Source organism: Sphingobacterium sp. LZ11T8, assembly GCF_024261425.1.
In the GTDB taxonomy this organism is placed as follows: domain Bacteria; phylum Bacteroidota; class Bacteroidia; order Sphingobacteriales; family Sphingobacteriaceae; genus Sphingobacterium.
The window spans coordinates 57,677-74,585 of record NZ_JANBZY010000003.1; the positions used below are offsets into that span (position 1 = coordinate 57,677).

At 39.3% G+C, this 16,909-nt stretch carries 20 protein-coding genes and 1 tRNA gene; 10 read left to right on the forward strand and 11 right to left on the reverse strand.

Features of this window, described 5'->3' with window-relative positions:
- The first annotated feature begins 23 nt into the window (after positions 1-23).
- Positions 24-110 (forward strand) — tRNA-Ser (locus NLF99_RS08445).
- 375 nt (positions 111-485) lie between these two features.
- Positions 486-1,037 (forward strand): dihydrofolate reductase family protein, encoded by a 552-nt coding sequence (locus NLF99_RS08450; RefSeq protein WP_254527716.1) that lies wholly within the window; start codon positions 486-488, stop codon positions 1,035-1,037.
- Positions 1,038-1,052: 15 nt separating this feature from the next.
- Here NLF99_RS08450 and NLF99_RS08455 read toward each other — a convergent pair whose 3' ends face one another.
- The 10 genes from NLF99_RS08455 to NLF99_RS08500 form a co-directional block, all read right to left on the reverse strand.
- Positions 1,053-1,445: a DUF5763 domain-containing protein gene (locus tag NLF99_RS08455; RefSeq protein ID WP_254527718.1), complete on the reverse strand. Its 393-nt coding sequence runs from the start codon at positions 1,443-1,445 to the stop codon at positions 1,053-1,055.
- 117 nt (positions 1,446-1,562) lie between these two features.
- Positions 1,563-2,468 (reverse strand): fimbrillin family protein, encoded by a 906-nt coding sequence (locus NLF99_RS08460; RefSeq protein ID WP_254527720.1) that lies wholly within the window; start codon positions 2,466-2,468, stop codon positions 1,563-1,565.
- 193 nt (positions 2,469-2,661) lie between these two features.
- On the reverse strand, positions 2,662-3,570 hold the full coding sequence (locus NLF99_RS08465; RefSeq protein ID WP_254527723.1) for a fimbrillin family protein: 909 nt from the start codon (positions 3,568-3,570) through the stop codon (positions 2,662-2,664).
- Between the two features lie 67 nt (positions 3,571-3,637).
- Positions 3,638-4,537, reverse strand: coding sequence for a fimbrillin family protein (locus NLF99_RS08470; RefSeq protein WP_254527725.1), 900 nt, complete (start codon positions 4,535-4,537; stop codon positions 3,638-3,640).
- A 69-nt stretch (positions 4,538-4,606) separates the two neighbouring features.
- Positions 4,607-5,464 (reverse strand): FimB/Mfa2 family fimbrial subunit, encoded by an 858-nt coding sequence (locus NLF99_RS08475; protein ID WP_254527726.1) that lies wholly within the window; start codon positions 5,462-5,464, stop codon positions 4,607-4,609.
- Between the two features lie 12 nt (positions 5,465-5,476).
- Complete coding sequence (locus NLF99_RS08480) at positions 5,477-6,094, reverse strand: DUF3575 domain-containing protein (RefSeq protein WP_254527727.1); 618 nt, start codon at positions 6,092-6,094, stop codon at positions 5,477-5,479.
- A gap of 458 nt (positions 6,095-6,552) precedes the next feature.
- Entirely contained in the window at positions 6,553-7,650 is a 1,098-nt protein-coding gene (locus NLF99_RS08485) for a hypothetical protein (RefSeq protein WP_254527728.1), read from the reverse strand.
- A gap of 211 nt (positions 7,651-7,861) precedes the next feature.
- The gene (locus NLF99_RS08490; protein ID WP_185213841.1) at positions 7,862-8,815 is read right to left on the reverse strand and encodes a DUF4407 domain-containing protein; all 954 of its coding nucleotides are present in this window, start codon (positions 8,813-8,815) and stop codon (positions 7,862-7,864) included.
- A 1-nt stretch (position 8,816) separates the two neighbouring features.
- Entirely contained in the window at positions 8,817-9,371 is a 555-nt protein-coding gene (locus tag NLF99_RS08495) for a hypothetical protein (RefSeq protein WP_185213840.1), read from the reverse strand.
- A gap of 4 nt (positions 9,372-9,375) precedes the next feature.
- On the reverse strand, positions 9,376-9,654 hold the full coding sequence (locus NLF99_RS08500) for an HNH endonuclease (RefSeq protein WP_185213839.1): 279 nt from the start codon (positions 9,652-9,654) through the stop codon (positions 9,376-9,378).
- A gap of 405 nt (positions 9,655-10,059) precedes the next feature.
- On the opposite strand from NLF99_RS08500, the gene NLF99_RS08505 reads away from it, so the two are divergent.
- From NLF99_RS08505 to NLF99_RS08515, 3 genes are all read left to right on the forward strand, one after another.
- Positions 10,060-10,872 (forward strand): sterol desaturase family protein, encoded by an 813-nt coding sequence (locus NLF99_RS08505; RefSeq protein ID WP_185213838.1) that lies wholly within the window; start codon positions 10,060-10,062, stop codon positions 10,870-10,872.
- A 277-nt stretch (positions 10,873-11,149) separates the two neighbouring features.
- A complete protein-coding gene (locus NLF99_RS08510; protein WP_254527729.1) occupies positions 11,150-12,388 on the forward strand; it encodes an MFS transporter in 1,239 nt (412 codons plus the stop codon).
- 64 nt (positions 12,389-12,452) lie between these two features.
- Complete coding sequence (locus NLF99_RS08515) at positions 12,453-12,953, forward strand: YdeI/OmpD-associated family protein (RefSeq protein WP_254527730.1); 501 nt, start codon at positions 12,453-12,455, stop codon at positions 12,951-12,953.
- Between the two features lie 16 nt (positions 12,954-12,969).
- Here the strand turns inward: NLF99_RS08515 and NLF99_RS08520 are convergent, their stop codons facing one another.
- Positions 12,970-13,188 (reverse strand): hypothetical protein, encoded by a 219-nt coding sequence (locus NLF99_RS08520; protein WP_254527732.1) that lies wholly within the window; start codon positions 13,186-13,188, stop codon positions 12,970-12,972.
- 127 nt (positions 13,189-13,315) lie between these two features.
- On the opposite strand from NLF99_RS08520, the gene NLF99_RS08525 reads away from it, so the two are divergent.
- From NLF99_RS08525 to NLF99_RS08545, 5 genes are all read left to right on the forward strand, one after another.
- Positions 13,316-15,148 (forward strand): acyltransferase family protein, encoded by a 1,833-nt coding sequence (locus NLF99_RS08525; protein WP_254527733.1) that lies wholly within the window; start codon positions 13,316-13,318, stop codon positions 15,146-15,148.
- A gap of 43 nt (positions 15,149-15,191) precedes the next feature.
- The gene (locus tag NLF99_RS08530) at positions 15,192-15,590 is read left to right on the forward strand and encodes an NUDIX domain-containing protein (RefSeq protein WP_254527734.1); all 399 of its coding nucleotides are present in this window, start codon (positions 15,192-15,194) and stop codon (positions 15,588-15,590) included.
- Positions 15,591-15,669: 79 nt separating this feature from the next.
- Positions 15,670-16,008: a hypothetical protein gene (locus NLF99_RS08535; protein ID WP_185213833.1), complete on the forward strand. Its 339-nt coding sequence runs from the start codon at positions 15,670-15,672 to the stop codon at positions 16,006-16,008.
- Entirely contained in the window at positions 16,001-16,561 is a 561-nt protein-coding gene (locus tag NLF99_RS08540) for an RNA polymerase sigma factor (protein WP_185213832.1), read from the forward strand. Before NLF99_RS08535 ends, NLF99_RS08540 begins: the two co-directional genes overlap by 8 nt.
- Positions 16,542-16,889: a hypothetical protein gene (locus NLF99_RS08545; protein WP_254527736.1), complete on the forward strand. Its 348-nt coding sequence runs from the start codon at positions 16,542-16,544 to the stop codon at positions 16,887-16,889. Before NLF99_RS08540 ends, NLF99_RS08545 begins: the two co-directional genes overlap by 20 nt.
- Positions 16,890-16,909 lie beyond the last annotated feature (20 nt).

Sequence of the window (16,909 nt, forward strand, 5' to 3'; positions counted from 1 at the left end):
TTATGTTTGCACTGTCGAAACCCGGAGAGGTGCCTGAGTGGCCGAAAGGAACAGTTTGCTAAACTGTCGTACTGGAAACGGTACCGCGGGTTCGAATCCCGCCCTCTCCGCAAAGATATCTCAAAACCCTTCAATGTTAATTGAAGGGTTTTATTTTTCACATCAAATTGCCAAGCTTGCTTGAAGCAATTTGATGTGAAAAATAAAACCAGCGAGTGTAACGAGCGAAGGTTTTGATACTATCTTTTAGCCTCCCCCTCCAGGGATCGCCGAAGGCAATCCCACACTCCCTCGAATAACCGTTTGATGTTTCATGTTAGAATGCTATTGAGGATACTATGTATGCTAAAGGTGAACCTGTTGGTACCAAATAAAAACCCAATGCATGCTAAAGAAAAGCCCCTCTTCCCCCCACATTTCTTGCCCTATGACAAGCCAATTCCCTCCTCCCAACCTTATCTTTGATTTATCAAACTCCCACAACCATGAGAAAAATAACAGCCGCCTTCAACATGACCCTCGATGGTAATTGCGATCATACCGTTCCAAATCCCGATGCTGATATCCATGATCATTACAGTCAGCTCATATCAAGTGCCGATGCTCTCCTTTACGGTAGAATTACCTTCGAACTGATGAAATTTTGGCAAACCCTCCTTAGCAACCCTTCCGACCAACAATCTCACAATGATTTTGCAATAGCCATAGACAAGGTTCCAAAAATCGTATTCTCCAACAGCATACTATCAACCGGCTGGGATACTGCGCAATTGTCCGAAAAACCATTGCCTGAAAAGATAAAAGAATTAAAAAACGGAGAAGGGAAAGACATCTTAATCTGCAGCAGGAGTTTAATCATTCAATTGCTGAATCAAAACCTTATCGACGAGTTTCAGCTATGCATTCACCCCATTATTGCAGGCCCAGGACTAATGTTATTTGATAAAATTGAAAAACGAATTGACATGAACCTTCGCGAAACAAAATCCTTCAAATCCGGTGCTGTAATCCATTATTACATCCCAATCCGGAACTAAGATTACACAAAAAACCTACCTCGGCTCATGTTGATGGCAATATCCATTGACATTTCTTGTCATATGCTTACAACGTGTGCCTTTTTTGGTCTTACCTTTACATTGTACAGACCTAGAAACTGCCCCTTGCGCTTCTCCTGGTTTTATCCCTAACCCACTTTGAGCTGTCCCCACTAAACCACTTGGTTTTGTTTGCACAGGATTACATTGCGAACAGGCACTAAGACCCATTTTTTGGGCATCAGCAATACTCAACGCATTTGAAACATTCTTGACATAACGGCACGTTGCAGTATGGTATTTACTGCCTGATGGAGTTTTATAAACTGTCTGCGCAGATAGGCAGAAAGTAGACAGCACAAAAAATATACAGATAAGATACCTCAGGGTTACAATTAGTTTACACAAAGATAAAACAAGAATCTACATTCCCTCAAATAAATGCATTTTAACATGAAGTAAGTCTAGAAATTTGGAGCATAAAAAAACACCCCTGCAAACTGCAGAGGTGTCAATATCTTTATTTTAGTTGGCTGTTCCTGTCAAGGATTCAGGCTGCCAATCTCTAATCGTCACATTTCCGAGTACCATTCCAATTTTTGCAATATCAAGGTCTATGGTATACTCCTTACCAGCTTCAAATTCTAAACCAGCATTGGCTTTCCAAACAAACACATCAGGCCCAATACTGAAACTTACCGAAAAGTCTCCGGCAGCTGCAAATGTTTTTGGAAGAACGATCGCCTCATAACGGCTACCCAAGGTTTTTCCAAAAGGCTCAATAGTGGCAGGGGTATTTTGATTGCTGACCACTCCAGTGGCCAAACTAAAGTCAGCCAAAGTATTCATGCCAGACATCGACACCTCCATTTCTTCCCATTCCTGGCTGCTATCATCCATTCCGCTACCTGCCGATGTCAGGATGACCAGCTTTGCCAGTTTATGTTCAAATTCAAGTGGAACCATCGTTGCAGAAGCTTTATCATAACCAATACCTGCATTATCAACTTTTGTCCATAATAAATCATTAGGCGCAAGATCAGTCTGGGAAGTAAGGTCTATAGCGAAATTACCAAGATTGGTTATCCCTGTTCGATAAGGATAATAGGCAATAAAGTCAACTTTACTTCCAGATACTGGAAAATAAATCTCCTGTCCTGTTGCGGCGTTGAAGTTGCTCCCGTCTGCAGTTTGGTATAATCGGTTGCTCATGGCATTATAGATATCCGTAGTACCATTGTTGACCATAAATATCCCTATTTGATCATTGGTGCTCCAAGTCGTTGTGATCCCATTGTTGGCGGTTGCCTTTTTCATTCCGGCGTTGAAGTTGACCACCTGCGAGGTTTCTTCCTTCAGGTTGTCTACCTTGCTACAAGAACTGATCAGGATCCCCACATGTGCGATAGAGGTTATTAATTGGATTTTCATCTACTATAGAATTATATTTTTTCCTTAATTGAATGTTCTGTTTATATCATATGTAATTGCCACAGGCTTACATCTCGGCAAGCTATCACAAGCCCCAATGTTGGGGCTTGCGAAAAACTGATGTTCAGATCAATTTATGCAAGAAAGAACATCATATTGTTCAGGACAGGTTAATTTCCCCTGTACCTATACATTAATTTGCTATACCTGTTCTACTTTCTGTTGCCCAATCTGTGATGGTTATACCACTCAGGTTCACACCCGTTTTTTCAATATCAAGGCTAATGGTATACTGTTTTCCAGCCTCAAATTGCTCACCAGCTGCCGCTTTCCATACAAATACATCTGTACCAACCGTGAAACTGATTTGCAGATCACCTGCTGCAGCAAAGGTTGCTGGAAGCACGATGGCTTCATATAGCGCTCCTGCTGTCTTTGCAAAAGGCGCCACCGCAAGTGCTGCGCTTGGATTGCTTAGTGTACCGGTCGACAGGTCAAAATCGGCCGCTGTGTTCATACCAGTAACCTGTACTGTCATATTAGCCCAATCCAAACTGGCATCGTCCATACCCGTTGAAGCATTTGGAACAATAGCTATCTTGGACAGCTTATGTTCAAATTCCAGAGGAACCTGTCCGGCTGTACTTTTATTGTAACCATTGTTGCCATTGTTCACTTTTACCCAAAGCAAATCATTTTGAGCAAGATCAGTCTGTGTGGAAAGATCAATTTCATAATTATCTCCTAATGCTGTTATACTTGGTCTGTACGGATAATAAGCAATAAAATCCACCTTGCTATCAGATACCGGGTAGTAGATTTCATGGCCTGGTTGAGGAGCAAAAGCAATTCCGTCACTTGTCACATATAACTTATTTGTCATACCACCATAAACATCTGCAGTACCTGTATTTAGCATAAATATCCCTATCTGATCTCCCGTCTGCCAGGAACTGGTTATTCCATTGTTTATAGTCGCTTTCTTCATTCCTGCAGTAAATCTTACTTGGTCAGAGGTTTCTTCCTTAAGGTTATCGACCTTACTACACGAGCTGAACATTAATGCCACAAGAGCCATGCTGGTTAATAATTGGGTTTTCATTTTTTATTGTTTTGATTTTTTCAGTTCTGTTAATAATTATCTTTTTCTATTGTGTTTGTATTATTCATTACTCAATCAAAAAATCGAGTTTTATTATCTTTGCTTCCCCAGCCATGAGTTGAACAACCTTTGGAAGTAAATATTTTTTTGTACCGACGGTACTCGTTAATGTTATTATTTCTTTTGAATTTGGCAGGTTATGAACTGGCAAATAAGCACGATAGGTAAATTTGGTTAAATAATCTGGGGACGAAGGTTGCTCTACCCTATATAGGTAATAGGAAATATTTCCATTGATATTCAATAAACTATGATTATATAAATTCAACATTGCCATTCCTATATTAGAGGTCACTGAAACCTCCAAACTTTGATCTGGTCCCGTTCCTGCCCCCGCTCCCTTAGATACTTCTATCTGCAGCATAGCCAACCTATGGGTAAGAACTAATTCAACATCCCCCCCTTTTACCACACTCCCTACTGCACCTGACATCAAGTCTGATTTTGCAAACCCATTCAATCCTTCATTCATGGAGCTTGGATAAAAATGTATTTGCAATGGATCTATAGGATTTTCTACTGATGGATCAGGTTGATATGGGTAATATGCATAAAAATCATAATTAGCGGCTCCATTTGGCCACTCTATGTCTCCATCCCACCCCGTACCATTGTAGGTGAGTTTCGCGTTGTGGATCGGATTGCCTGAAGCAACCAAATTTGTTCCTTGAGCAGCACCAAACACCCCAATCTCATCACCTACTTTAAAGGTAGTTGTGAAATCAGCACTGGATGTTGGGTGTACCGTGGCTTTCTTTTCCTTTCCGTTATTGATTTTAACCTTAAAATTGATCTTCTCTCCCTGTGCTGTTGGTCCATCCTTTACCTTGCTACAACCAAAAATTAGCAGAACCATGGAAAACATGATGATTTTCATAGGTTGGAAGTATATTGTTCTTCTTTTCATTACTTTCATTTGTTTTATTAGGAATACCTACTTAAAATCGTGGCTTTAACACGATTTGATTTTATACGGCTACCAAGCCTGACCCGAAGCGTTTTGCTTGACCCAGTCCTTGATACTAACTTTAAATCCTGCAGCTGTTTGGGTTTCTACCTTTGCCTTGAGCTCCATTGGGATATGTTTGTCCGTGTTTGCATCTGCGAGAAGCTCAGTCATGTCCGACTCCATGGCTACGACTTCAGGTACCCCTTGGTCAAAACTCAAGGATCCAGAAATCATCTGTTCCCCACCTTGCACGCCAAGAATGCGGATTACAGCCTTCCATGTGCCGTCTGCCTGCTTCTTGAAGTCTAATGGTACGCTACTCGGACTCCCTAAGGGCACATTGCCCTGTAGGTCCCAAGCAGAAGCGATCCCCGATAATTGAGCTTGGATCGAATTGATGTTGGAAGCTCTCCCTCCCTCTGGTTCGAGGATAATGGTCAATTGACGGACTTGTTGTTGCATTACTGCAGTGGCTTCCACGTTGCTTTCATTTGCATATTGAAGTTCGCCAGTCGCAGAAAAAAGCCATTCAGGCATTGGGATCAATTGTCCGTTTTCAATATGCTGTTTGGCAATGCCAGATTCAATGTCAAATCCGGAAGCAAGGTTATAAGCTAGATAGGGATAGTTACCAGGAAACAGTTCCGGCAAATCAGCCTGACCTTGGCCAAAGGAATGTACTTTTCCATCAAGAATGACTTGGTAACTGTTAGGGATTGAAATTCCCTCTGTTCGTTTTTCCCAGTCCGTCTGCAACAGGTAATGCCCCTGTTCGGTCAGTTCTAGCCTACTACAGGAAGGAAACAGAAAGCTGACTAGGATAGTGATATATAGGCAACAAACTACGCCAGGTCTTTTTCGTGTTTTTTGATAATTTTTCTCCATTTCATTTAAGGTTTAATTGGTCCGTCTAGAAAAGCTAATGCTGATTCCCGTTGGTCCCCAGTAAGTCCTGTCAGGAATGGTTGCTGTACGGTAGTGCTCTCCATTTACATGGCGCATCTTTTCCACTTTGCTAAATTGAAGGAAACCAAGGGTAAGCCCGATATCGATCATAAGCTTTTTCCCAGCAGAATACTGCTTTCCGAAAGTAAATCCCCCGCCCATAAAGCGGCCTTGTTCATTGGAGATGTTATAGTCGCCGACGGTACCTTTCAGGCCTATGTAGGCATCCCGCGAATCATTTGTGTAATAGCGCAGTTGAGGAGCGGCATACCAGTTACGCCAGTAATGGTCATTGCCATTCCGCTTGAAGTTCCAATGCGACAGTCCCCCATCGGCCAAAAGGCCAATTCGATCAGCAGCACGATATTCCACCCCCAGATTGGGAACAAGAAATAGCCAGCCCAGCATGTTACTGCGGACATTAAAACTTCCAGGCTTTGAACCTTCAAGAATTTTGACTTCCTGGCCCTTCAGCGGATTTAGCAAAAGGCAAAACATAAGCATACAGAGTGATCCTCGGATCATTTTAGTTTTATTGGTCATTGGTTTGGTAGGGTATAGTATCAACATTATCAACACATAACAATGCTGGAACTGTATTTTATTATGAAACTAATATATTAATTATAAATAAACTTACAAGTGTTTTATTGAAATTTTTAATAAAATCATAGCAAAACCTTTTGATCCCTATTTCATATAGCACACATTTAATAACTTTTTTAATTAATACGGACGTTTATGGTATCGAACGAGGAATATTGGGATATGACTTTGACTATTCACAATCTCCATACACTTAAGACTGAAAGGATAATTTGCATTGATGGTTTTCAATTTTTACTGGTTGATTATTGAATAAACCGTTCACCTGTACAGCTGATATTTGAAAACAAAAAAGTTCACCTAAGCGAACTTTATAAACTTTTTATTTTTAATAAGAAAATATTGGCATTCAGAAAATTCTAGCAAAACTTCATTTTTACCAGAAATGAATACAGCGCATTAAAACATCTTTTGAGATTGATTTAATTAGTTGCTTCTACCACAATCTTCGTTACACTAATTTCATTATTCCAACCGCCATCGATGGGCAATTCCTTCCCATCCATCCAGTACGTATCAAAATGATTCCCTGATTCTGGGGAATAGGCTCCTATAAACACTCGGTCATTCTTCACATATAAATCATCGATAATTTTATTCTGTTTGATTTCTTGATGGATTTTCCCATTTTTCCAAACCACTATCTCACCTTGATCATCTAACCTAAAACTTGCAGCGATATAGGTGTTCGCTCCTTCGACAAAGAACTTGACACCGCTGATGCTTCCTATCTCCCTATCTGATTTTAATTTGATGGACTGAAAGACCTTATTGTTTTTATAAATTAATAAGGATGGCAAATCGGTCCCTCTGTTAGATATTATAGTGGTAAACAAATATATATCCTGCTGATTAAAACCGATATCTGAAATCATTTCAGGAGATTTCCGTTCTGTATAGATCTTACCATTTTTCCAAACGAGGGATATACTACTTCTTTGAATGACATATACATCATTATTTATACCAGTAACCTTTTCAATAATTGGTTTTTTACCATCTTTCTTTTCCAGATCATAAAGCTTTCCATTTTTCAGGATATCGATGGAATGTACCTTCCCATTTTGGTACCAAGTCCTTTTGACATAAACATCCTTGGCATCCGATACAAATATTTGGTTGCCTGCAGAAAAGGTATTTTGCTCAATGACATTCTTCTTCCCATTCAACCAATACATCGGTATCCGAGAGCTAACATCATCTCCAACCCTCCCTTCATACCCAACAGCATATAAATCCGTTCCTTTTAGATAGGCACTCAGCACAACTCCGCCATTCTCAGCTCCTTCTAAATAACTGATTTTTCCGTTATACCAATATGCCGGTCTTGAACCTAATGCATCCCCTTCTTTTGTGGTATGGCCAAACATATAAATCTTCATGCCATCATAAACAGGATCATAACTCTCAGGAGAATCACCCCCGTCCTCTTTTTTGTCCTTTTTACATGAACTTAAAGTGAACAGGACCGTTCCGATCAGAATAAACAGGGAATAAAATGTAAAATTGTGTCTTTTCATAGTGTGAGCTTCAAATAATGGAAGCTGCTATCCTGAGATAGGAACCCTTCCATAAATCATTCAAATGAACACAAATATGCCCAGGATTTATCACAAACAATAAAACCTGGGTGGCGAAATTATATAAATTGACCAGTTAACGGATGAAAAGCGCCGCTTAAAAAACTTGTTTCACCATTTTATGGCTATACAAAAACAATAAGCTACCCTTCTACCCATTTAGCCGCTCCAGCATCTTTAAGCGTACTTCAGTCTGATGATGGATCAATTTATCATAATCTGAGGCCTTATCTGTAAGCTTAATGGTAACTACGAAAAGCTCGATTGAAAGAAAAAAGAAAAAGAACAGTAGATAGACAATCAATCCAATTTTTGAACTGGTAATAACCTCGTGCAGAATATTCAGTTCATCAATAAACCCTGAGGATTTCCTCAGGTCTTTTTCCTTATTGGCCTTGATGGAATCCAAGGAGCCAAGGGTCTTGAATTTCTGACCATTCAACAGGTTGATCTGTTCATTGATCTGCTCCAACTCCCTTTTCTTAGGGTTTTCATTGACCATTTTATTGGTTGAATTCGTACTGTTGATCCGGTTTCCTTGATTGTCCCGAGTGACAGAGGTATTGGTATAGGAAGTTACGATCACTGGATTTTTCTGCAAGTCATCAGAAACTACCTTTTGCCTAGCTTCCAATTGTTCAATGCTCGCATCTATGCTTTTTACCTGCTCATCAATGTCTTTCTCCGAATTATTAATGGCGATTTTTACGCGGTCTTCCATGACCTGGGTTTTCTTCAGCTCAATATCATCCTTAAAGATAATTTGGTCCAAGATAAATGAACCCAGTATGGCCATGACCAAAGCAAGACCAACACGAAAGGTCACGGACCATTTATTGACTTTTGTAGAAAGTATAATGATCCTTTCAATCTGTATCACAACAAATGCAGCAATGACGGATGCAAGAATTCCACCCACTACACCGACATGCAAGTAACGAACGGCAAATGAGTAGGCAATGAACATCCATACCAGGACGATCAACAATACTGCAGAGGTGAATTTCTTTACCGCCTTTGAGCTCTGCTCACTGGAATGTTGGACTAGGTAATAGTTATAACCCGTCAAAAAACATCCAAACTTAAGCCAGGGATTCTTTTTCATGTTAAAACTCTTTAGCTAGTAAGGTTCTTTGGGTTATGGAAGCCAATCCTTTGGTAAAACCTCTTTTATAGGCCAAGATCGCTCTTTCAAATAAGCCAGAGTCGGTCTTAAGCGACTCTTCAATATCGCCCACCTTTCGCATATGGTTTTCGAGGTCCTCCTTTTTGGAATTCAGCTCCTCTACTAAATCCACTAAACCGGATCTTTTTCGGGAATTGATATGGAATTCCAGTTCTTTCAGGAAGGAATCATGATAAGTCTTGACCTTTGAAATGATGATTTCTAGATCAAACTTGATCAGCCTTAGATTATCTTCTTTATATTTTTCATCTGGACTTGTCAATGCATCATTGAAACCTTTGGACTCAAAATCGGACTGTAGGTAGGCATAAATGGTGTTGATACCTGTGAATGAACTTACTGGAGAAGTCCAATCTTGATTAATGTCCTTTTCCACGAAGATATCCTCCGGAATTGGTGGCAGATGACCATTGAGCAAAGCATCTTCAGGTGAACTTTCGGATTGTTTTTTCTTAAAAAAATTAAATAGACCCATTAGATTAAATGTATTTGGTTGGTATTTTATATTTACGGTGCCCACGTTTATGGCACAGCGCACAAAGTGTGATCAGTAGATTGCTTGGATAGTCCCAAGGCTCCTTGAATTGGTTGAGCCGATTGATGAAATGATATTGGCGGTGATGGACCTGCAATTGATGAACATCCTGACAGATGACACACTTATTATTGTCCCTTTCCAGAATTGCCTTCCGCTTCTGTTTCCACCTGATATCAAACAATGAGGCGCCATAAGTACCGTGTGTATCTGGAGTATTCATCGAGAAATAAATTAATAATTGACTGTGTTACTAATTAGTTGGGACTAAAGTAAGAAGACTTCTCTAATATTTTTTTGCCATGGATTAAAATTCAACCTTTTGAATGGAATAAATAAATATTTGTAGTCAATCCATTATTTTTTCAGAAAATACTGAATTTCAATTCATTTTCTTTGTAACTTAATCTATTCTTAATAGATATTACTTAAAATTGATAAGAAAAATTATCAATCCTTACTTGCATTTCACCACTAACTTTGCGTTTCACCCTCTTTTGACGAAACCTTCTGTAGATTATTAGGATCTATCAGGAACTGTAAATGCCCATCCCAATAAATTCTCGTGTTACCATTGAACCTTTAGAGAAGAACAATCCCTTATTCTATTTACTTAAATAATATAGTCATGGAATTATTAGAAAAAATTCTAAGTCTCGATCCGAATTATTTAATAATCGGATTACTTGTCCTTTTTTTTACGTTAGAACAGATCAGTTCTAACCCATTTGCTTTCAAAAAAAGAGGCGAACACCTTGTCCAGAACATTCTATTCCAACTCCTATTGACCTTGATGAATATCTTTTTCGTAGTCATTCAGGTCTATTGCATAGAATGGCTAAACGAAAACAAAATAGGACTTCTCTACCTTGCAGAGCTTCCTTTCTGGACAAAGCTGATCCTGAGCGTCATGCTTTATGATTTTTCAACCTATTGGATCCACCGAGCTGCACATAAAGTCCCTCTACTGTGGCGCTTGCACCGGGTACACCATAGCGACACCAGCATGGATTCATCCAGTAGTTTCCGCTTTCACCCGCTCGAAATGATCCTCGTCTATGAAACTGGAAACATCCTTTCAGCTGCAGTATTCGGCACCGATGTCATCGCTTTGGGTCTTTATTACTTTATTCTCTATATCTTCCTGTTCATGGAACATTCCAACCTACGCTTCCCAAATTGGCTCAACAGATCTTTCGGATTGATATTCGTCATGCCCGATCATCATCGCGTACATCATGACCAAAACCAATTTTATACCGACAGCAATTTTGCCGATATATTCATTCTTTGGGACCGAATATTCGGCACATTCAAGACTCTTCCACTCAACAAGATGAAATATGGCCTAATTGAATTTGACAGCGAAGAAAAACAAAGCTTTCTTTACCTCATGAAGAGTCCCTTTATCAATATCAAGAGAGTCAAAGGAGATCGATGACGTTGCTAAATTTTCCAAACACTATCCGAATAAGATCACAACAAAAGATTAAAGATAGACCTAATATTAATTGGGTCTATTCTTTTTTGTTTCAATTTTTCCCTGTCTTAAATCGCAGGTATAAAAGGCTATACTATTCAACTTCCTTCCCTTTCTTGAATTATTTTCATTTACCATCAGACATCAAGAAAATAACCGGACTCCATTTTTCTGTAACTAGAGTAACTAACTTTTACTTTTTATTTCAGCATTTTTGATTTGACAACGATAAAGATCAATGGGAAATATAAAGTTAGGGTTAAAAGAAAACTGGCAACAATTCAGCTTATTGATTTTGGTGAATATGATGGTTGGTGGAATGGTTGGTCTAGAGCGAACTGTTGTTCCCTTGGTAGGGACATCGGTTTTTAAGATTCAATCGGATGTTGTGGTGTTCTCCTTTATTATTGCCTTTGCTGTTGTCAAAGCGTTTACCAACCTAATTTCTGGCGTTTTAGCGGATAGATTTACCCGTAAGCAGGTATTGATCTGGGGCTGGATAATTGGATTACCTGTTCCTTTTTTGCTTGCTTTTGGACCTTCCTGGAACTGGATCTTGTTTGCCAATGTTTTATTGGGCATGAGCCAAGGTTTGGCTTGGTCCATGACGGTCAACATGAAAATCGATCTTGTGGGCAAGAAAAGTCGAGGTCTGGCCATGGGCTTGAATGAGGCTGCTGGATATGGAGCTGTAGGATTGACCGCACTATTGACAGGTTACATAGCATCAGAATATGGACTTAGACCTCAACCATTCTATATCGGAATTGCTTACACCATAATCGGAATGCTACTTTCCATATTCGTCATACGCGACACGAGGAAATTTACTCAATTAGAAGCGCAAGCCATCCCCACTCGGTTTTCTAGTGAAAAGACTCCTAAACCAACTCTTGGATGGGTATTTAAGGAGACCTCATTTCGGAACAAGAATTTATTCTCTGTTTCGCAAGCGGGATTGATCAACAACTTGAATGATGGGATGTCCTGGGGAGTTTTCCCCTTACTCTTCATGTCTATGGGCGTTGGGCTAGAGGGTGTAGGTTGGATCAAGGCTATCTACCCAGTAGTATGGGGTCTTGGCCAAATCATCACCGGTCCTTTAGCAGATAAATGGGGCCGCAAACCACTGATCGTCTGGGGGATGTTTGTTCAAGTCCTTGGCCATATCGTAATCGGCATGGAGTTCCTAGAACCACTGACCTCTGGAATCGTAGGCTCCGTATTTTTAGGGATTGGTACAGCCATGGTCTATCCGGCCCTACTAGCAGCAGTGAGCGATGCTGCGCATCCAAATTGGAGAGCATCATCTTTAGGGGTATATCGCTTTTGGAGAGATATGGGCTATGCCATCGGAGCATTAATGGCCGGTATTGTAGGCAATATTTTTGGATTAATGTGGGCAGTGCATATAGCTGGTCTAGTTACGCTGCTTTCTGGCATATGGGTTTGGTTAAGAATGAAAGAAACGAAATAAATAAAATAAAAAAATGCCATTTTTATATTATAAATTGATTCATGCAATCAGGCAAAAAGCTAAAATGAGTAAGGCAAGTTCATATTCCTTTAAAGCACCTCTTGATATCATTGGTATCAATCCTTTTGTATTTGTTCCTGAGCCCATTCTCCATGAACTATTCAGGACCCTGAACAGAGAAAAAGGGAATATAGCACTGAAAGTATCCGTAAACCGATCAAAATACCATCCGCAAACACTTTTAAGATACAAGGGAGATTGGAGACTGTACATCAATACCAGCATGCTGAAAGATTCTCCAAAAAGGATTGCAGAAGAACTGACAATCAAGATCAAGTTGGATTTTTCAGACCGAAATGTTGCTATACATCCTAAGCTACAACATGCACTTGAAGAAAATAAAGATGCCAAAGCCGTCTTTGAAGCCATAAGCCCTAGCTTAAGGAAAGAAATTGTGCGATATATCGCTACCCTCAAAACTGAAAACAGCATTATTCGAAATACAGACAAAGCTATTGCCTTTTTATTGGGAAAGGGCAGTTTTATTGGTCGGAATAAAATATAAAATCGAAGGGATAGTATTAACCTTTCGAAATCTTATCCTTGAATTTTCCCAACTCCGCATCGATTAGCTGTGGCCATGTCTGTAAACCTTCGCGGATAATCTGTTCGCCAAATGTAGCATCTTCATCCTTCGTCGCTGCGAGAGCTTGTTCTTGCAATTGTTGAAGATATTCTTGAGTAGGTGGCTCTACATTAGTATTCACGTTGCCATTAACATTTTTATCTTGATTTTCCATATTTAACAGGCTGCAAGAATTAAGCCATGACAGAATTAACTGATATCGATACTAAAATATCCAATTTGTAGAATTTCAATTACATGGAGTTAATCATCAAAATTCTACCTTCATAAAATTTTATTTTATGGGTTATAGGAATGATATTCAAGGGTTAAGGGCCATTGCATTTCTTTTGGTCTTTATATTTCATTTAAACTCAAGTTGGCTTCCCGCAGGATTTCTAGGTGTAGATATTTTCTTTGTGATCAGCGGTTATTTGATCACTTCCATTATCCTTCACAAGAAAGAGAAAAACAAGTTCAGCATCATGGAATTTTATGAAGGTCGATTAAAAAGAATCGCCCCAGCCTATTATTTCCTGCTCATGGTGATTTCTATACTAGGTTTCTTTATCTATTTACCCATGGACCTTGGGCTTTTACGACGTTCATTGATCACGGCAGGTCTATTTGTTTCGAATTTCTTTTTTGCCACGGGGGACTCCTACTTTGGAGCAAAACAGGCTGAAAACCCACTGTTGCACACCTGGTCCCTAGGTATAGAAATGCAGTTTTATTTCCTCCTGCCGTTTATCTTAATTTTCTTTAAAAAGAAATACCTACCGTATATCCTTGCCGGAATAATTAGCATCATCTTAGCATATTACCAGTATCGATTCATGGCTTTCGGTCAAGAAAGTGGAACCTACTATAGCCTTTTAGCTAGGATTCCAGAGTTTTTGATTGGTGCCTTCATGAGCGTTGTTCTAAGTAACGGTCAGGTAAAGAACAAAAAGTACAGCCTCCCGCTAGCCCTTTCTGGAGTTTCATTATTGATCTATGGCTTAATGAGTTTAGATGAGAATTCAGCTTTTCCAGGAATCAATTCATTTCCGCCATGCTTAGGGATTGGCTTGATCCTTATATCAAATGACAATTTTATCACCCGGCTTTTAGCCTCAAAACCCCTGGTCTATATAGGTACGCTATCTTACTCCTTATATCTTTGGCATTGGCCTTTGATGGCATTCCAACGTTATAGAGAAGGTGTTTTTGAAGGTCACCAATTTGACTGGAAAGAAATTTTAACCATCAGCATATTAACTTTTGTGTTGAGTTGGTTATCCTATACCTTTATCGAAAATTCTATACGCCAAGGAAGCACAAAGAAATTCCTGATTAAATTTGCCTGTATTGTTGTCCCATTTGGAATTGCTACCTATAGTTTACATTGGCTTTCCAAAAAGTTTGAAACACCCTATGAGTTTACCCAGGCATCCTTTGCAACCGGATCGCATAATGTGGACCATGTCGATACCTTAGGCGATCGAAAAGACAAGAGGCCCCATGTGCTTTTGCTGGGCAACAGCCATGCTAATTCCATCAAACCTTTATTCAATATCCTTGGCGAGAAATTTCATTTTTCCATCAATACTTTGACTTCCGATAGCTTTCCTGCTTTGGAAGGAATCGACAAGAGGGAAATTCCAGAGCGAGAAATGTTGTTTTACAATCTTTCTAGGGCTCTTGTTCCGCATACTAAAGAGCTCATTGCCTCCAGCGAGGTCATCATCATTTCTGCAGATTCATTTGATGAATACCATAGTGTGACGAAAGCTGTAGACTCCCTGGCAAAGGCCTTGAAACCCAATCAAAAGTTAGTTTTAATCAACTCCTATCCTATTGTAGACCGAAATCCAGTAAGGATAAACCATGGCTTTGTGAAAAATAGCGACTATAAATTTAAAGTAACTCCGAATACCCATAGCTTGCATACCATAGACTCCATCGCACGAGTTAACAAAAACGTACTCATCTGGGATATTTCAAAAGCATCCATATATAATGATGCTCCTTATTACAAAGACACCTTGATATATTATGATGATAGGCATATCAATCGTCGTGGTGCTATATTATTAGAAAAGGAAGTTGAGGATAATTTCAAAAAGAAAATTTTACCGGTCATCCAAAACTAGTTATCTGATATTTCATTAATTTAGGACAATAACCTGAAAATTTATGAAGATGATCGATAAGCTAGCTTGGATCGAAATAAAGAATGGCAAAATCCTTTCGACAAAATCATACGGCAAGGAAAAATATTACATTCCGGGAGGGAAAAGAGAGGATGGTGAATCGGATATTGAAGCGTTGACAAGAGAGATTTCGGAAGAATTACAAGTCCAATTAATTCCAGAAAGCATCCGATACATGGGTACATTTGAGGCACATGCCGACAGCCATCCTGAAGGGATCCTTGTCAAAATGACTTGCTATAGAGCTGAATATACTGGGGAGTTGAAAGCAAGTGCAGAAATAGAACGAATGGAATGGTTGAGTTATTCTGATCTAGATTGTGTCTCTGCCGTGGATAAGATCATCTTTAAACAGTTAAAAGAGCAAGGAGAACTACTATAATTTTATCTCCAAAAAAATAAATCCAATTTTTTGTAACCTTTTCGCCGTAGCCTTCCACTAATGTATAAAATCAAATATTATGGAAGCATTCGAAGTATTAATTCCAATTTCATTTTTTGCTTGTATTGTACTGTGTACATATTTTATCAGCAAATATAGGTCAGAAACGATTACCAAATTAGGCGGACCGATTCCGAGAACACCGGGTAAACCAAATTCTTGGAAGAAAATTGGGGTTGTGGTCATTGGATTTGCCCTTGGATCTCTATTGTCAGGTCTATTATTTGCCTTGCACATTCTGAATGATTCTGATTGGGATGGTTTTATCATTATTGGGCTCATTGCCTTGACAGTAGGAGTATCATTAATTATTGCGGATAAACAGGACAAAAAAGAAGAGAACAGCATTGATGGATAGTCTTTACATAGACAAAGTTCTTTCTGGAGATCGCCATGCCTTTAGCTACTTTATCAGTACCTATAAAGACATGGCCTTTTCCATTGCTATCTCTATTGTAAAAAATGAACTTCTCGCAGAAGAAGTTGCACAAGAGTCCTTTGTTCAAACCTATCTTTCACTCAAAAATTTTAAGGGCAATTCCAAGTTCAGTACTTGGTTTTACAAGATCGTGGTTCATTGCTCTTACAAAATGATCCAAAAAAAAACCATTCAATTTGTGGAACTAGACCTAGGTCAGCATGATCTTCAATTTGATGACCATGCCTTGAAAAACTTGATGATAGAGGAACAGAAACAAATGATAAACGAGGTACTGAGAAGGCTACCCAGCAATGAAGCCCTCGCCTTGAGGTTGTTTTATCTTGAGGAATTGCCAGCGGCGGAGCTATGTGAAATCACTGGCTGGACCACTGCCAACTGTAAAATCATTCTTTTTCGTGCTCGGAAAAGAATGGCATTTGAACTAAACAAAGAAATAAACAGCATGTATTATGGAAGAGAACAAGGATGACTTCAAGGAGATCATGAAGATGGCAAAATTGGAGATGCCTTTTGATGATTTTGATGCTAAGGTAATGTCTAAGATTGAAAAAATTGAAGCAGAGAAAGAATCAATCAGTAAGTCCAGGAAATATGCATTGATATTTTTTGCAGCAGGTACGCTTTTTGGAATCTGCTTAAACTATCTGGTCACTGAACTGATATTTCCAAAAATCACAGATCTTCAGCTCCGAAATTATCTAGGATTATTCTCCCAGATGCTTTATGTCCTGCTGATCGTATTGTTCAGCGACAAGATCTTGAAGCTGAGAAGACATATTAAAAACCCTGAACTATAAATTTGCGGTTACCATTGTCT

Coding starts and splice junctions, on each gene's coding strand:
- NLF99_RS08450 (WP_254527716.1), top strand. CDS start 486: ATGAGAAAAATAACAGCCGCCTTCAACATGACCCTCGATGGTAATTGC.
- NLF99_RS08460 (WP_254527720.1), bottom strand. CDS start 2,468: ATGAAAATCCAATTAATAACCTCTATCGCACATGTGGGGATCCTGATC.
- NLF99_RS08465 (WP_254527723.1), bottom strand. CDS start 3,570: ATGAAAACCCAATTATTAACCAGCATGGCTCTTGTGGCATTAATGTTC.
- NLF99_RS08470 (WP_254527725.1), bottom strand. CDS start 4,537: ATGAAAAGAAGAACAATATACTTCCAACCTATGAAAATCATCATGTTT.
- NLF99_RS08475 (WP_254527726.1), bottom strand. CDS start 5,464: ATGGAGAAAAATTATCAAAAAACACGAAAAAGACCTGGCGTAGTTTGT.
- NLF99_RS08480 (WP_254527727.1), bottom strand. CDS start 6,094: ATGTTGATACTATACCCTACCAAACCAATGACCAATAAAACTAAAATG.
- NLF99_RS08485 (WP_254527728.1), bottom strand. CDS start 7,650: ATGAAAAGACACAATTTTACATTTTATTCCCTGTTTATTCTGATCGGA.
- NLF99_RS08490 (WP_185213841.1), bottom strand. CDS start 8,815: ATGAAAAAGAATCCCTGGCTTAAGTTTGGATGTTTTTTGACGGGTTAT.
- NLF99_RS08495 (WP_185213840.1), bottom strand. CDS start 9,371: ATGGGTCTATTTAATTTTTTTAAGAAAAAACAATCCGAAAGTTCACCT.
- NLF99_RS08500 (WP_185213839.1), bottom strand. CDS start 9,654: ATGAATACTCCAGATACACACGGTACTTATGGCGCCTCATTGTTTGAT.
- NLF99_RS08505 (WP_185213838.1), top strand. CDS start 10,060: ATGGAATTATTAGAAAAAATTCTAAGTCTCGATCCGAATTATTTAATA.
- NLF99_RS08510 (WP_254527729.1), top strand. CDS start 11,150: ATGGGAAATATAAAGTTAGGGTTAAAAGAAAACTGGCAACAATTCAGC.
- NLF99_RS08515 (WP_254527730.1), top strand. CDS start 12,453: ATGAGTAAGGCAAGTTCATATTCCTTTAAAGCACCTCTTGATATCATT.
- NLF99_RS08520 (WP_254527732.1), bottom strand. CDS start 13,188: ATGGAAAATCAAGATAAAAATGTTAATGGCAACGTGAATACTAATGTA.
- NLF99_RS08525 (WP_254527733.1), top strand. CDS start 13,316: ATGGGTTATAGGAATGATATTCAAGGGTTAAGGGCCATTGCATTTCTT.
- NLF99_RS08530 (WP_254527734.1), top strand. CDS start 15,192: ATGAAGATGATCGATAAGCTAGCTTGGATCGAAATAAAGAATGGCAAA.
- NLF99_RS08535 (WP_185213833.1), top strand. CDS start 15,670: ATGGAAGCATTCGAAGTATTAATTCCAATTTCATTTTTTGCTTGTATT.
- NLF99_RS08540 (WP_185213832.1), top strand. CDS start 16,001: ATGGATAGTCTTTACATAGACAAAGTTCTTTCTGGAGATCGCCATGCC.
- NLF99_RS08545 (WP_254527736.1), top strand. CDS start 16,542: ATGGAAGAGAACAAGGATGACTTCAAGGAGATCATGAAGATGGCAAAA.